The organism is Pseudomonas sp. GG8 (assembly GCF_052976945.1).
This window is the reverse complement of sequence record NZ_JBRIIP010000001.1, coordinates 4,826,930-4,841,281: the sequence shown is the minus strand read 5'-3', so window position 1 is coordinate 4,841,281 and position 14,352 is coordinate 4,826,930. Positions and strand designations below refer to the sequence as shown.

At 59.3% G+C, this 14,352-nt stretch carries 14 protein-coding genes; 7 read left to right on the top strand and 7 right to left on the bottom strand.

Annotated features, from left to right (window positions below):
* Positions 1-39: 39 nt before the first annotated feature.
* Positions 40-2,427 carry a penicillin acylase family protein gene (locus ACVBEG_RS22890; RefSeq protein WP_447108331.1) on the bottom strand — a complete coding sequence of 796 codons (2,388 nt, stop codon included), beginning with the start codon at positions 2,425-2,427 and terminating at the stop codon, positions 40-42.
* Between the two features lie 103 nt (positions 2,428-2,530).
* Complete coding sequence (locus ACVBEG_RS22885; RefSeq protein ID WP_322277877.1) at positions 2,531-3,109, bottom strand: DUF6436 domain-containing protein; 579 nt, start codon at positions 3,107-3,109, stop codon at positions 2,531-2,533.
* Between the two features lie 119 nt (positions 3,110-3,228).
* On the opposite strand from ACVBEG_RS22885, the gene ACVBEG_RS22880 reads away from it, so the two are divergent.
* On the top strand, positions 3,229-4,182 hold the full coding sequence (locus ACVBEG_RS22880; protein ID WP_447108330.1) for an alpha/beta hydrolase: 954 nt from the start codon (positions 3,229-3,231) through the stop codon (positions 4,180-4,182).
* A 7-nt stretch (positions 4,183-4,189) separates the two neighbouring features.
* Here ACVBEG_RS22880 and ACVBEG_RS22875 read toward each other — a convergent pair whose 3' ends face one another.
* Positions 4,190-4,960: a DUF2059 domain-containing protein gene (locus ACVBEG_RS22875; RefSeq protein ID WP_322277879.1), complete on the bottom strand. Its 771-nt coding sequence runs from the start codon at positions 4,958-4,960 to the stop codon at positions 4,190-4,192.
* Positions 4,961-5,068: 108 nt separating this feature from the next.
* On the opposite strand from ACVBEG_RS22875, the gene ACVBEG_RS22870 reads away from it, so the two are divergent.
* Positions 5,069-5,701 carry a 2OG-Fe(II) oxygenase gene (locus ACVBEG_RS22870; protein ID WP_322182986.1) on the top strand — a complete coding sequence of 211 codons (633 nt, stop codon included), beginning with the start codon at positions 5,069-5,071 and terminating at the stop codon, positions 5,699-5,701.
* Between the two features lie 5 nt (positions 5,702-5,706).
* Here ACVBEG_RS22870 and ACVBEG_RS22865 read toward each other — a convergent pair whose 3' ends face one another.
* Complete coding sequence (locus ACVBEG_RS22865; protein ID WP_322177395.1) at positions 5,707-6,480, bottom strand: transporter substrate-binding domain-containing protein; 774 nt, start codon at positions 6,478-6,480, stop codon at positions 5,707-5,709.
* Positions 6,481-6,619: 139 nt separating this feature from the next.
* On the opposite strand from ACVBEG_RS22865, the gene ACVBEG_RS22860 reads away from it, so the two are divergent.
* Positions 6,620-7,072: a DUF4399 domain-containing protein gene (locus ACVBEG_RS22860; RefSeq protein ID WP_322177396.1), complete on the top strand. Its 453-nt coding sequence runs from the start codon at positions 6,620-6,622 to the stop codon at positions 7,070-7,072.
* Between the two features lie 60 nt (positions 7,073-7,132).
* Here ACVBEG_RS22860 and serA read toward each other — a convergent pair whose 3' ends face one another.
* Positions 7,133-8,362: a phosphoglycerate dehydrogenase gene (gene serA, locus ACVBEG_RS22855; protein ID WP_322177397.1), complete on the bottom strand. Its 1,230-nt coding sequence runs from the start codon at positions 8,360-8,362 to the stop codon at positions 7,133-7,135.
* Between the two features lie 159 nt (positions 8,363-8,521).
* Here serA and ACVBEG_RS22850 point away from each other — a divergent pair, with 159 nt between their 5' ends.
* Entirely contained in the window at positions 8,522-9,916 is a 1,395-nt protein-coding gene (locus ACVBEG_RS22850; protein WP_322177398.1) for an FAD-binding oxidoreductase, read from the top strand.
* 50 nt (positions 9,917-9,966) lie between these two features.
* Positions 9,967-10,632: a fumarylacetoacetate hydrolase family protein gene (locus tag ACVBEG_RS22845; RefSeq protein ID WP_322177399.1), complete on the top strand. Its 666-nt coding sequence runs from the start codon at positions 9,967-9,969 to the stop codon at positions 10,630-10,632.
* Positions 10,633-10,671: 39 nt separating this feature from the next.
* Here ACVBEG_RS22845 and rpiA read toward each other — a convergent pair whose 3' ends face one another.
* The gene (rpiA, locus tag ACVBEG_RS22840; RefSeq protein ID WP_322177400.1) at positions 10,672-11,343 is read right to left on the bottom strand and encodes a ribose-5-phosphate isomerase RpiA; all 672 of its coding nucleotides are present in this window, start codon (positions 11,341-11,343) and stop codon (positions 10,672-10,674) included.
* 147 nt (positions 11,344-11,490) lie between these two features.
* On the opposite strand from rpiA, the gene ilvA reads away from it, so the two are divergent.
* The gene (gene ilvA / locus ACVBEG_RS22835) at positions 11,491-13,005 is read left to right on the top strand and encodes a threonine ammonia-lyase, biosynthetic (protein WP_447108329.1); all 1,515 of its coding nucleotides are present in this window, start codon (positions 11,491-11,493) and stop codon (positions 13,003-13,005) included.
* A 63-nt stretch (positions 13,006-13,068) separates the two neighbouring features.
* On the top strand, positions 13,069-13,497 hold the full coding sequence (locus tag ACVBEG_RS22830) for a DUF2269 family protein (protein ID WP_322277882.1): 429 nt from the start codon (positions 13,069-13,071) through the stop codon (positions 13,495-13,497).
* 66 nt (positions 13,498-13,563) lie between these two features.
* Here the strand turns inward: ACVBEG_RS22830 and ACVBEG_RS22825 are convergent, their stop codons facing one another.
* A complete protein-coding gene (locus tag ACVBEG_RS22825; RefSeq protein ID WP_322177403.1) occupies positions 13,564-14,220 on the bottom strand; it encodes a histidinol-phosphatase in 657 nt (218 codons plus the stop codon).
* Positions 14,221-14,352: the final 132 nt, after the last annotated feature.

The following is a 14,352-nucleotide window of genomic DNA, read 5'->3' as shown; positions in this document are numbered from 1 at the left end:
ACTTGGCTTTTGCCGAGAGACCGGCAGCGCCAGCGAACTCTATCTGGCTGGCACCAGCTTCAACGTCCCCCGCGTATTTGCCGCTACATCCCCTTCATCGAAATGCTCCTGCACATAGCCGCCTTCGATGTAGGTCTTGGCTTGATCCGAATAATGCTCATCGAACAACACGCCACTTTGCCCAACCGGGTTGATGCCCAGGCTGTGGGCCGGGTCTGCAAAGTCGATCAAGCGTCGGGTCGAGGGGCCATAGGTCACTGGCCACGGCGCTGAACTGATACGGGCAGACTGGTTGTTCGGCACTTCATGGGTGCCCGGCGCGGGAAACGGGCCGACGTTGAACAGCCCGTCCAACGGTTTCTGCATACCCAGCGGGTGACCATGGGTCAAGGTATGCGCCTTGCCCCAGCGCCATTCATCAGGGTTAGCGCCATACAGGGATTTGAGGTGCAAGACGCTGGCGTGCCACGCGGCTTTGACCACGTCTGCCCGGTTCTTTTCGGCGGGTGAATTGCGGTTGTTCCACCACGGTGAGTCGGCATCGGCCACCAATCGCGGCAGCGCCGCGTCGATCACACGGCTCGAGAGCAAGGTGTCGAAAAAGCCATCGCCCAGTTCATCGTGCATCGCTTCCCGGATCAGGTCCGAGACGAACTGATTGAACAGCGTCGCCCCGACTGAATCCAGTGAGTAGTCGCCTTTCCAGTTGGCCAGGCGCTCGACCATTGCCCGTTCTTCGGGGTCGTCCACGGCGCTGCGCAAGACCGGAATCAGTGGCTTCAACACCCGTGGCGCGTAGTCGGTCTGGGTGCCCAGTTGCAGTTTTTTGCTGCTTTCCAGATCCCACTTCACGGCCGGGTCGCTCAGTTGCCTGTTCAGTTGTTGACCGCGGTCTGCGAGGTTGTAGTAACCGGGAATTTCCATGCCTGTCGGCGACACGGGCTGGAAGTTGGCCGAGACGATGTAGCCGCGTGCCGGGTTCTCTTCCTGCGGGTTGGCGCTGAAGGGGTAGAAGCCTGCCTTGTCTGCCTGCGCGGTGCTGCCGTCGAGGATGAAAGTGGGGTTCACGCCCTCGGGCCTGATGGGCAGTTGTGCCGCGGCCCACCAGCCGATGTCGCCTTTGGCGTTGGCCCAGACCACATTCAGCCCTGGCGATTGAATTTTTTCGGCCGCCGCGCGCATTTTGCTCAGGGTGTCGGCGCGATTAGCTTCGTAGAAGCCTTGCAGAATCGGGTTCTCGGACGCCAGAAACGACCACCACATCGCGACCGGTGCGGTGCCGGCTGTCGCACCCAACGCATCGTTGATGATCGGGCCGTGAGGCGATTGGCGCAGGTGCAGGGTGACGGCAGGCGCGTCCTTGACCAGGATTTGCTGCTCGCTTTGGATCATGTCGACCCAGGCCCCGTGATACCAGACCTGATTGGGGTTGTCCGGGTTGGTCTTCTCGGCGATCAGGTCCAGATCGTCGTTCTGGAACATGGTCAGGCTCCAGCCGAAGTCGCGGTTGTGCCCCAGCGACGCGAATGGGTTGAGCGCCTGGTGATGGCCATACAGCTCGAATCCCGGCGCCGACAATTGCGCTTCGTACCACACCGACGGCACGGCAAACCGAATATGCGGGTCGCCGGCCAGCAGCGGCTTACCGCTTTGGGTGCGGCTGCCGGAGATCGCCCAGGCGTTACTGCCTTCGAATTGCGGCAAGCCGGCCTCTTCCAGCGCGCGCAGGCTCAGGCGAGACAGGTCGTTCAAACCTTTCCAGTCGGCACTGGCGAGCGCGGGTGCCTGGCCCAGCGCGCCTTGTGGCTGCCAGGCGAGGTCAAAGACTTTCAGGTAGTCGGCCCCCAACTGGTCGCGCACATAGGTCAGCAAGGGTTCGGTGCGAAAGGCTGCGGCAAAGCTGTACGCCATGTAGCCGCCGACGCTCAGGGTGTCTTCGGCGGTAAACGGACGCTTCTTGATGCCCAGCAGGTCGAACTCGATGGGTTTGGCGTGGGTGTCCTGATATTGGTTAATACCGTCCAGATACGCTTCCAGGGCCTTCCAGGCAGGCGTTTGTTTGTCCTGTTGGGCGACGTAGGTGTCGGCATGCTCACGAATGCGCAGGCTGCGGAACAGTTTGTCGGTGTCCAGCAGCTTGGGGCCCAGCACCTCGGCCAGTTCGCCACGCGCCAGCCGCCGCAGCATCTCCATCTGAAACAGCCGGTCCTGCGCGTGGACATAACCCAGGGTGCGATACAGATCCGCCTCGTTTTCGGCGCGGATGTGCGGCACGCCGCGCTCGTCGTAACGTACGGTGACTGGCGCCTGCAGGTGGGCCAGGGTCATTTCGCCCTGACGCACGGGCTGCTTGCTGTGGATATACCAGGCGCCACCGCCCGTGATGAGGGTGATAACGAGGGTGACGGCGGTCAGGCTGCGCTTCATCTGCGTTCTCGTGAATGATTCAGGCCGGGGGTTTGCAGGCTACAGAGTTGCTTTAGGCCTGTGTAGCGGCGTCGGGGGCTTGATCAGTGTCCGGAATGTCGGATCACAGCCCGACCCGCCAAGGGCAATAGCAACCGACAGCCATGGTGTGCGTGGCATTGACTGCGCGACCGGCGCTCAGGGCCTGGAGAATCGGCTCGATAAAGCTGTTGCCGGAATTGCAGGTGGCGCCTTCGCTGTAGGGACCGAAGTAGGCCAGGCGACCTTCACGGTCCCAGATCGCGACAGCGGGGCTGGCGGTGATGCGCTCCGCACCGGGCAGGCTGGCCAGCGGTTTGATCGCGTCCAGGGTGCTGGGTAATTGGCCGTGGGTTCCCGGTTTCTGCACCGAGTAGAAGTCCACGCCCTGTGCGCCGCCGTAGTGCTCGACCAGTTCGCTCAAGTGCTGCTGATTGCCGACGTTGCACGGGCAGGCCGGGTCCCAGAAATGCACCAGGCGAATTCGCCCCGGCCCGGCCAGTTCGGCAGGCAGACTCAGTACGTCACCGGCGAACAGCGCCGTCTGGTCGCTGAACGGGCGGATGTAGCGGCCCTGGAACCAATCGTATGCCGCCCACAGCCCGGCCGCGCACATGAGGGCAAGCAGGCACGCGAGGAGGGTAGGGCGATGACGTGAGTTCATGCGGGACAGTTCGGTTTAGGGAGGCGTAGCTTGCCATGCCTGACGAGACAGATGAATATCGCAGCCAAATCATTGTCATGTTCGGATGAAAATGACCTCCGTTTTTGCCTGGATACCCCATGACTGCCACGTTTGCCCCTGATTCTTTACGATCCAGCCTGCAACCTTTGCTCGCCGCGCAGCCAATGTCCGGCCAAGGGCTGGCGTATCAGCGCTTCTATGGCCTGACGTTTGTCGGGCGCGCGGCTCCGGTGCGCAGTTGGCTGGGACGCTTTGACATTGGTGGTTACCAAGTAGTCAGCCAGGTCTGGCTGCCCGAACAGCCTGTCGCGACCTTATTTTTGATCCATGGTTTCTACGACCATATGGGTTTGTATCGGCATGTCATCGAGTGGGCGCTGGATCAGCATTTTGCAGTGATTGCCTGCGATCTGCCGGGGCATGGCTTGTCCAGCGGTGCTCGCGCGAGCATCCATGACTTCGCCGAGTACCAGGAGGTGCTGCACGCGTTGTTTGCCGAAGCGATGGGGCTAAAGTTGCCGCAACCCTGGCATCTGTGCGGGCAAAGTACGGGCGGGGCGATAGTGATCGACCATCTGCTCAACCACGGCATCGACAGCCCTGCGCAAGGGCAGGCGATCTTGCTGGCGCCGTTGATCCGACCACGGGCCTGGGGTTGGTCGAAACTCAGTTATTACCTGCTCAACCCCTTCGTCAAAGGTATTGCCCGGCGTTTCAGCGAAAACTCCAATGACCCTGCGTTTCTGCCATTTTTGTTGGCGGATCCGCTGCAACCGCAACGCCTGCCGACCGCCTGGGTAGGCGCCTTGGCCAAGTGGATCAAACGTATCGAGGCCGCGCCACGCAGTACCCGCAGCCCGTTGATCGTTCAGGGTGACGCGGACATGACCGTCGACTGGGGTCACAACCTTGAGGTGCTCAAGGATAAATTCGCCCAGCCACAGATATTGATGCTGAGCGGGGCACGGCATCACCTGGCTAATGAACTGCCTGCGTTGCGTCAGCGTTATTTTGCATTTTTGAGTGAGCGAATGGGGCAGGCGCGTTCTTAACCCGCGCTTAACCCCCCGGCTGCCCTGCGGGTGCCAGGCTCGATGTACTTTGCCCAACCGCCAGCCCGGCGCGAATCGCTGCCAGCGCGGCTTTGTAATACGCTTTGCCTGCGGGGGATTCGGCGAAGGTGGTGAACTCTTCCAGTTCCGGGTCTGAAAGGTCGCGGTAGACGTAGAGCAGGGTGTTGTTCATGTCGTTGCCGATCTGCGCCATCAAGCGTTCGCGCTGACCATCCAACATGCCTTGGGCCTGGCCACCGCCCAGCAGGCCGGGGATCATCTGGCTCAGGCTGTCGGCCGCAACGCCGGCGATGGCAAGGCTGACCTCGGCTCCCGCCTCACGGGCGGGCAGGTCCTGGGCCAGATGGCCGATCAGTAATTGACGGGTTGCGCTGGCTTCAATGTGTGGCAGGCCTTGAGCGTTTTTCGCCAGTTGATCGGGGCGGGTCGCGGTCAGTTCGGCGGTGACGATCTTGCGGCCCAGGGGCGACTGGAAAAACTGCAGCGCTGGCGCCGGGTCTTTCAGGGCTTGTCGCAAGTGTTGCTCGGCGCGCTGATCCATGGCCTGCGGAGCGAAGCGCTGATTGCTGTTGTTGACCAATGCGTCATAGACCGCTGGCGGCAAGCTGTTGCGATAGCGTTGTTGAGCCGCGCTCAAGGCAGCATTGAAATGCGCGCGTTGTTCTGGCCAACCGGCGACCGTGTACAACTGGTCGTGGCCGTCTGCCCACGCGGGCATCGTGCAGAACATCAACAGCAAAACAAACAAACGGCGCATAAGGACTCCTGTCAGCAGGCCGCTATTCTCAGTGCGGTGGCGGGGACTTGTCGAGTTAACACTTCGTTCGCTCGGCGGTGCTGTCGGTTTTCAAGACGTATGGATACTATGCGCGACATGCAAATACCCTCTGATCACCCGCTACTGCTACGAATCGTCGATGATCTGGCCGCTCACGGTTGGTCACAGCAGAATATTTTCTTGCCGGAAACGCTGACCCTCGAGTTGGCCGCCGAGTGCCGCGAGCGTGCGGCTGAGGGCGAACTGTCGCCAGCGGCGGTGGGACGCGGCTCGACTCAGGAAGTGCGAGAGGGGGTTCGCGGTGACCATATCCAGTGGCTGGAAGCCAGTGAGTCCGCAGCCTGTGACCGTTATCTGGGCTTGATGGAGAGCCTGCGCCAGGCGCTCAATCGCGGATTATTTCTCGGACTGGAAGACTATGAGAGCCATTTTTCGCTCTACCCACCGGGCGCGTTCTACCTCAAGCATGTCGACCGCTTCCGCGACGATGACCGGCGCACGGTCTCTGCGGTGCTTTACCTGAATCAAGGCTGGTTGCCCGAGCACGGTGGCCAGTTGCGCATGTTTCTAAAAGAGGGCGTCGACCATGACGTGCAGCCCAAGGGCGGCTGTCTGGTGGTGTTCCTCTCTGGCGAAATTCCCCATGAGGTGCTGCCGTCGACCCGCGAACGCCTTTCCCTGACGGGCTGGTTTCGGCGACGCGGGGATGATCCGTTCTGACCCGGTTACGGTTTGGACGGCTTGCTCGCATCAATACCGAACCATTTTTCAGACAGCGCGCTCAACCGGCCATCGGCTTTGATTCGCTGCAATGCCCCGTCCAGCACGCCCTGGAATGCTGGATTACCCTTCTGAAACGGGATTGCCAGGACCAAGGGCGGTCCGACGTCATTGCCGGGCTTGACGGGCAGATGGCTGTCACGAATCGCAGAAGGTACTAGCAGGCGATCACTGATCGCGGCGTCGATCTGGTCGTTGGCCAGCGCCTTCAACGGCTGCTGTGCATCCGGGTAGCTGCGCAGGTCGATGCCTTCACGGGTACGCGCCTCTTCGGCGAACTGGCTGCTCTGGGCGACGCCCAGCGAGAGACCTTTAAGGGCGTCCAGAGTGCTCAACGGGCGCTTTTCCTCACTGCGCACAATCAGTTGCGCGTTGGAATAGCTATAGGGCTCGCTGAAATCGACGCGCGCCTTGAGTTCCGGGGTGACCGCAATGTGATTCAGGGCGATGTCGTATTTGTCGCCTTCGACACCTGGCAGCAGGTCGGCCGCGTCGGTAGTGACAAACGAAGCGCGTACGTCCAGCTCATCGGCCAACAGCTGGCCGAGTTCGACTTCGAAGCCCGTCAGTTTGCCGTCCTGCATGAAGCTGAAAGGCGCAAAGTTTGCCTCCATGGCTATGCGTAATTCGCCACGATCATTCACTTCGTCGATCAAGTCGGCATGAGCCAAGGGGCTCAAAAAGACAGATAGAAATAACAGGCTTGGCACAAAATGCATGAACGCTCCTAAGGTAAAAGAAATCACAACCGCTATGCTTTATGGTGTTTAGCTTAGTCGGCCGCAGCTTTGGACACTTAAATGAACCGAAGTTGTTGTTGTAGGTCCGATTTTGTGTAAAAAATTACCTGGAGAAACCATGAAGACCTTATTTTCAAGAACGACTATCGCCGGGTTGTTATTGGGAGGCTCTTTGTTAGGCGCTTCTTTAGTAGCTAACGCTGCCGATGTTCCGCGTACCGCCTCACCTGCGGGGGCCGAGGTGTACATTATTTCACCCAAAGATGGAGCCACTGTCGGCAAGACCTTCAAGGTCCAGTTCGGCCTTAAAGGCATGGGCGTTGCGCCTGCGGGTGTCGATATTCCAGACACCGGCCACCATCACCTGCTGATTGATGTGAAAGATCAGCCCGCGATGGATGCACCCCTGCCAGTGACCGACAACATCAAGCACTTCGGCAAAGGTCAGACCGAAACCGAACTGACCTTGACGCCAGGCAAGCACACCCTGCAATTGCTGGTGGGCGACAAGAGCCACATCCCGCTGAACCCGCCGGTCGAGTCGAAGAAAATCACGGTAAACGTCAAGTAACCTGAACTCGACGCGATAAAAAAGGAGACCCGAAGGTCTCCTTTTTGACATCTGAAAAACCTAGAACAGCACGCGGCTACGGATAGTGCCGTTGATGGTCTGCAGCTTTTCTTGCGCCAGATCGGAGTATTCGGCGTCGACATCGATCACCACGTAACCAACTCTCTCGTTGGTTTGCAGGAACTGACCGGAGATGTTGATACCGTTTTCGGCGAAGACCTTGTTGATCTCGCTCATCACGCCCGGGATGTTCTGGTGGATGTGCAGCAGACGGTGCTTGCCAGGGTGAGCCGGCAACGCCACTTCCGGGAAGTTGACCGAGGACACCGACGTACCATTGTCGCTGTACTTGACCAGCTTCTCAGCCACTTCCAGACCAATGTTGGCCTGAGCTTCGGCTGTCGAACCACCGATGTGCGGGGTCAGGATCACGTTGTCCAGGCCACGCAGTGGGCTTTCGAACTCTTCGTTGTTCGAGCGAGGCTCGACCGGGAAGACGTCGATGGCCGCGCCGATCAAGTGTTTATCCTTGATGGCGTCTGCCAGGGCATCCAGTTCGACCACGGTGCCGCGAGCGGCGTTGATCAGGATGCTGCCCTTTTTCATCGAGCGGATTTCTTTTTCGCCGATCATCCACTGGGTCGCAGCGGTTTCCGGAACGTGCAGGGTGACGATGTCTGCCAGACCCAACAGTTCGTTCAGGCTGGAGACCTGCGTCGAGTTGCCCAGCGGCAGTTTGGTCAGGGTGTCGTAGAAAAACACCTGCATGCCCAGGCCTTCAGCCAGCACCGAAAGCTGAGTGCCGATCGAGCCGTAGCCGACGATGCCCAGTTTCTTGCCGCGAATTTCGAAGGAGTTGGCCGCGCTTTTGATCCAGCCACCACGGTGGCAGGAAGCGTTTTTCTCTGGGATGCCGCGCAGCAACAGGATCGCTTCAGCCAGTACCAGCTCCGCCACCGAACGGGTGTTGGAGTAGGGGGCGTTGAAAACAGCGATGCCGCGTTCGCGGGCAGCATTGAGATCGACCTGATTGGTACCGATGCAGAAACAGCCGACCGCGACCAGTTTCTTGGCGCAATCGAATACTTCTTCAGTCAGTTGGGTGCGGGAACGGATGCCAATGAAGTGTGCATCGGCGATCTTTTCCTTCAGCTCGGCTTCCGGCAGAGAGCCGGTGAGGTACTCAATAGTTGTGTACCCGGCCGCCTTGAGGACGTCCACGGCGGATTGGTGGACGCCTTCGAGAAGAAGGAACTTGATCTTGCTCTTATCGAGAGAAGTCTTGCTCATCTGCGTAAACCTGTGTCCCGGAGAAAATGGCAGGGGTCGCAGATCGGCCATAGGCACGATTAGCGGGGGGCGTATGCTAGCATATGCACCCCGCGAAACACCCATTCCTGGACGTGAAGCGTTCTCAGGATGACCATGAATTGTTCGAGAGTTCCTTCGATGACCCATCCTGCTTTGATAGATGAGCTGAAGACCCTGGTTGAGCCTGGCAAGGTGCTGACCGATGCCGACTCCCTCAACGTTTACGGCAAGGATTGGACCAAGCATTTTGCGCCCGCGCCATTGGCCATTGTGTTTCCCAAAAGCACCGAACAGGTACAGGCCATTGTCCGTTGGGCCAATGAGCGTCGGGTTGCGCTGGTACCGTCCGGGGGACGGACCGGGCTCTCCGCTGCGGCCGTTGCTGCCAATGGCGAAGTGGTCGTTGCGTTCGACTACATGAACCAGGTGTTGGAATTCAATACCACGGACCGCACCGTGGCCTGTCAGCCGGGTGTTATCACCGCACAGCTGCAGACCTTGGCTGAAGAGAACGGCCTGTATTACCCGGTCGACTTCGCTTCCGCCGGCTCCAGCCAGATTGGCGGCAATATCGGCACCAATGCCGGCGGGATCAAGGTCATTCGCTACGGTATGACCCGCAATTGGGTGGCGGGCCTCAAAGTCGTTACCGGCAAAGGCGACCTGCTCGAACTCAATAAAGATTTGATCAAAAACGCCACCGGCTATGACTTGCGTCAGCTGTTCATCGGCGCCGAGGGTACGCTTGGCTTCGTTGTCGAAGCCACCATGCGCCTTGATCGTGCGCCGAAAAACCTGACCGCCATGGTCCTGGGTACCAGTGATTTCGACGCGATCATGCCGGTACTGCATGCGTTCCAGAACAAGCTCGACCTGACCGCTTTCGAATTTTTCTCCGACAAAGCGCTGGCCAAGGTGCTGGCGCGCGGCGATGTTCCGGCACCTTTCGAGTCCGATTGCCCGTTCTACGCGTTGCTGGAATTCGAGGCGATCTCCGAAGACGTGGCCAACGATGCACTGGCAACCTTCGAGCATTGCGTTGAACAGGGCTGGGTACTTGACGGCGTAATGAGCCAGAGCGACCAGCAGTTGCAGAACCTGTGGAAGTTGCGCGAGTACATTTCCGAGACCATCTCACACTGGACTCCGTACAAAAACGACATCTCGGTGACGGTGTCGAAAGTGCCAGCGTTCCTCAAGGAAATCGACGCTATCGTCGGCGAACACTATCCTGATTTCGAAATCGTCTGGTTCGGCCACATTGGCGACGGCAACCTGCACTTGAACATCCTCAAGCCGGACAACCTGAGCAAGGATGAGTTTTTCGCCAAGTGCGCGACAGTCAACAAGTGGGTGTTCGAGACCGTGCAGAAGTACAACGGCTCGATCTCTGCCGAGCATGGCGTGGGCATGACCAAGCGTGACTACCTGACGTACAGTCGTTCGCCGGTAGAGATCGAGTACATGAAAGCGGTTAAAGCGGTGTTCGACCCGAACGGGATCATGAACCCTGGCAAAATTTTCGCTGTTTGATCCGTTGGCCTGAACGGGCCGTATCGTATAGAGAGACCCAGGAGTCGCCCATGAGCTATCAGCACCAGTATGTAGACGGTACGCGGATCCACTTCCCGGTGGGTAAAGTCGTCTGTATCGGCCGTAACTATGCCGAACACGCCAAGGAATTGGATAACCCGGTGCCGACCGAACCGCTGTTGTTTATCAAGCCCGGCAGTTGCGTGGTGGCTTTGGACGGTGGTTTCACTATTCCGGCCGACCGTGGCTCGGTGCACTACGAAGCCGAAATCGTGGTGTTGATCGGCAAACCGTTGACGCGTAACCCGTCGCGTGAAGAAGTGCTGGATGCGATCACCGGTTTTGCGCCTGGCCTCGACCTGACCTTGCGTGACGTTCAGTCCAGGCTCAAGGAAAAGGGCCTGCCTTGGGAGATCGCCAAGTCGTTTGACGGTGCTGCGGTATTGGCGCCCTTCGTCTCGGCTGACGCCTATGAAGACCTGACCGATATCGGCATTCGCCTGACCATCAACGGTGAAGTGCGCCAGGACGGCAACAGCAGCGCGATGCTCAACCCTATCGTGCCGATGATTCAGTACATGGCGTCGAACTTCTCCTTGCAGGCCGGTGACGTGATCATGACCGGAACCCCTGCGGGTGTCGGTCCGCTCAATGTGGGCGATGAAATCGTGCTGGAGCTGACCGGCAAGAGCCGTTTCGAAAGCAGCGTGCGCTAAACCATTCGCAGCGGGACGCGTCCCGCTGCAAATGTAGTCTCAGCGTTTAAGTGTCTTCACGCCTTCAGCCGTACCCAAGAACAGCAAGTCAGCCGGACGCGCAGCGAACAACCCGTTGGTGACCACTCCGACGATGGCGTTGATTTGGGTTTCCAGCTCCACCGGGTTGGTGATGTTCAGGTTGAACACGTCGAGGATGATATTGCCGTTGTCGGTCACCACGCCTTCGCGATACACCGGATCGCCGCCCAGTTTCACTAGCTGACGGGCCACATGGCTGCGGGCCATAGGGATCACTTCGACGGGCAGCGGGAAAGCACCCAGCACGGACACCAGCTTGCTGCCATCGGCGATGCAGATGAAGGTCTGGGCCACGGCCGCAACGATTTTTTCCCGGGTCAACGCAGCGCCGCCGCCTTTGATCAGGTGCAGGTGCTCATCGGCTTCGTCAGCACCGTCGATGTAAAACTCCAAGTCACTGACGGTATTCAGTTCATACACCGGAATGCCGTGGCCCTTGAGGCGCGCTGCAGTGGCTTCGGAACTGGCGACAGCACCGTCGAACGCACCCTTGTGTTTGGCCAGCGCATCAATGAAACAGTTGGCCGTGGAGCCGGTACCCACACCCACAACGCTCTTGTCGTTGAGTTTTGGAAGGATGAAGTCGACAGCGGCTTGGGCCACGGCCTGTTTGAGTTGATCCTGGGTCATGCGTGCTCCACGGTGCCAAAGGTGTGCAAAAGGACGCGCATTATAGCGGCATGGCAGGCGTAAAACCCTGTCATTCGTGTGGGCGTGTATCTGAGTGCTGGGTTAAACTTCGCGACCTCGTCCCCATTCGCCAGTGATGCTTTCCCGATGCTTGAACAGTACGTCAAGAAAATCCTCACCTCGCGCGTCTATGACGTGGCCGTTGAAACCCCCTTGCAGCAGGCTCGCCAGCTGTCCGAGCGCCTCGGCAATCAGATATTGCTCAAGCGCGAAGACTTGCAGCCGGTGTTCTCGTTCAAGATTCGCGGCGCGTACAACAAGCTGACGCAACTGAGCGAAGCCGAACGGGCCAAGGGCGTGGTCACCGCGTCGGCCGGCAATCACGCGCAGGGGTTGGCGTTGGCGGCCAAGGTATTGGGGGTCAAAGCCACGATCGTCATGCCAAAAACCACCCCCGAGATCAAGGTCGAAGGCGTGCGTTCGCGCGGCGGCAAGGTGGTATTGCACGGCGACTCGTTCCCCGAGGCGCTGGCGTTCTCCCTGAAACTGGTCGAAGAAAAAGGCTACGTCTACGTCCACCCGTATGACGACCCGGACACCATTGCCGGGCAAGGCACCGTGGCGATGGAGATCCTGCGTCAGCATCCGGGCCGTCTGGACGCGATTTTTGTCCCGGTGGGCGGTGGCGGCTTGATCGCAGGCATCGCGGCGTATGTGAAATACCTGCGCCCGGAGATCAAGGTGATCGGCGTCGAGCCTGACGATTCCAACTGCCTGCAAGCGGCCATGGCCGCAGGCGAGCGCGTGGTGCTGAGTCAGGTCGGTCTGTTTGCCGATGGTGTGGCGGTGGCGCAGATTGGCAAGCACACCTTTGATATCTGCAAGGATTACGTCGACGAAGTGATCACCGTCAGCACCGACGAAATCTGCGCGGCGATCAAGGACATCTACGACGACACCCGCTCGATCACTGAGCCTGCCGGTGCATTGGGCGTGGCCGGGATCAAGAAGTACGTCGAGCGTTACGGCGTCAGTGGTCAGACCCTGGTGGCCATCGACTCCGGGGCCAACGTCAACTTCGACCGTCTGCGCCACGTTGCCGAACGCGCCGAGCTGGGCGAAGGCCGCGAAGCGATCATCGCGGTGACCATTCCCGAGAAGCCGGGCAGCTTCAAAGCCTTCTGCAAAGCCATCGGTAAACGCCAGATCACCGAATTCAACTACCGCTATCACACCGATCGCGAAGCGCACATCTTCGTCGGCGTGCAGACCCACCCGGAAAACGACCCGCGCGCCGCGCTGCTCAGCAGCCTGACCGAACAGGGCTTCCCGGTGCTGGACCTGACCCACAACGAACTGGCGAAGCTGCATATTCGGCACATGGTCGGTGGCCATGCGCCAAGGGTCAGCGATGAAGTGGTGTTCCGCTTCGAATTCCCCGAGCGTCCCGGCGCGCTGTTCAACTTCCTGAACAAGCTCGGCGGCCAGTGGAATATCTCGATGTTCCACTACCGCAACCACGGCGCTGCAGATGGCCGCGTTATGGCGGGGCTGGTGGTGCCGGAAGAGGAGCGTCACCTGATCCCTGCGGCACTGGCCGAGATCGGTTATCCATACTGGGATGAAACGGATAACCCGGCGTACAAGCTCTTCCTGGGATAAAACGCTGGGATGAGGGGCGCGCTGCTACGCTGACGACAATGATCTGACAGGGATTCAAAGAATATGGAAACTTTCACCGCCCTAAAAATCGTGCACAGCGTGGCAACGGTGCTGTTTGTACTCAGTGCCTTGGGACTTGCGGGCTGGGTCATTCGCGGCCGTTTTGCGGGCGACGCACTGGTCCAGAACCGTACGTTGCAACTGCCTTGGGTGCTCGTTTGGGCCTTGATGGGCCTATGCCTGCTGACCTTGCCCGTCAGCGGCTGGTGGCTGGTGCATTACGGCGGCTGGCCGCTCAGTCAGACTTGGCTGTTGACCGCAGAAGTGCTGTATCTGTTCGGCAGCCTGAGCTGGTTGTGGCTGCTGGTGAGACTGAACCGCCTGCGCGTACCGGGCGCAACAGGTAACCCGAAACTCACCGTGGTGCTCGCCGTGTTCAGCGGTCTGTGTTTTATCGCGATTGCCGGGTTGATGGGCGCCAAGCCGGTCTGACCGATGACCCGTTAAGGTCCTTCGGACCTTATTCGCAGGCCTGACCGCGAAGGGTCGCAATGAGGGTCACTTACGCAGCGTAATCACCGGCCAGCCGCGACGTTTGGCTTCGGCGCGCAGTTGTGAGTCGGGGTCGACCGCTACCGGGTTGGCGACTTGCTCCAGCAGTGGCAGATCGTTCATCGAGTCGCTGTAGAAATAGCTGTCGTCCAGGTTCAAGCCGGTTTCCTCAAGCCAGAGGTTCAGGCGCGTCACTTTGCCTTCACGAAAGCAGGGTATATGGATGGTGCGGCCGCTGTAGCGCCCGTCGATGATTTCGCATTCGGTGGCAAGCAGGGTATCCACACCGAGGCGCGTCACTATCGGTGCCGTAACAAATCGGTTGGTGGCGGTGATGATCACCAGTTTGTCGCCTGCTTCACGGTGTTTGGCCAGCAACGCTTCGGCTTTGGGCAGAATGATCGGCTCAATGCAGTCGCGCATGAACTCGCGGTGCCATTGATCCAGCTGAGCCATCTCGGTACGGCCGAGGATTTCCAGGCTGAAGTTCAGGTAATCGTTCAGGTTCAGGGTGCCCGCCAGGTAATCCTGGTAAAACGCGTCGTTGCGCGCCTTGTAGGCGATGGCGTCAAGAATGCCGCGTTCGCATAGGTAATCGCCCCAAGCGTGGTCGCTGTCGCCACCCAGAAGTGTGTTATCAAGGTCGAATAAAGCCAGGCGCATGGAGTTACTCACTGAAATAGCTGAAAAAAGGCCACCAGAATACGGCGTTTTCACAAGAGTGCACATAAGCTGCGCAGCCTCGTTGCTGCTTTCATAATCTTTGTGGAACAATGCGGCAACATGCGTTTACGA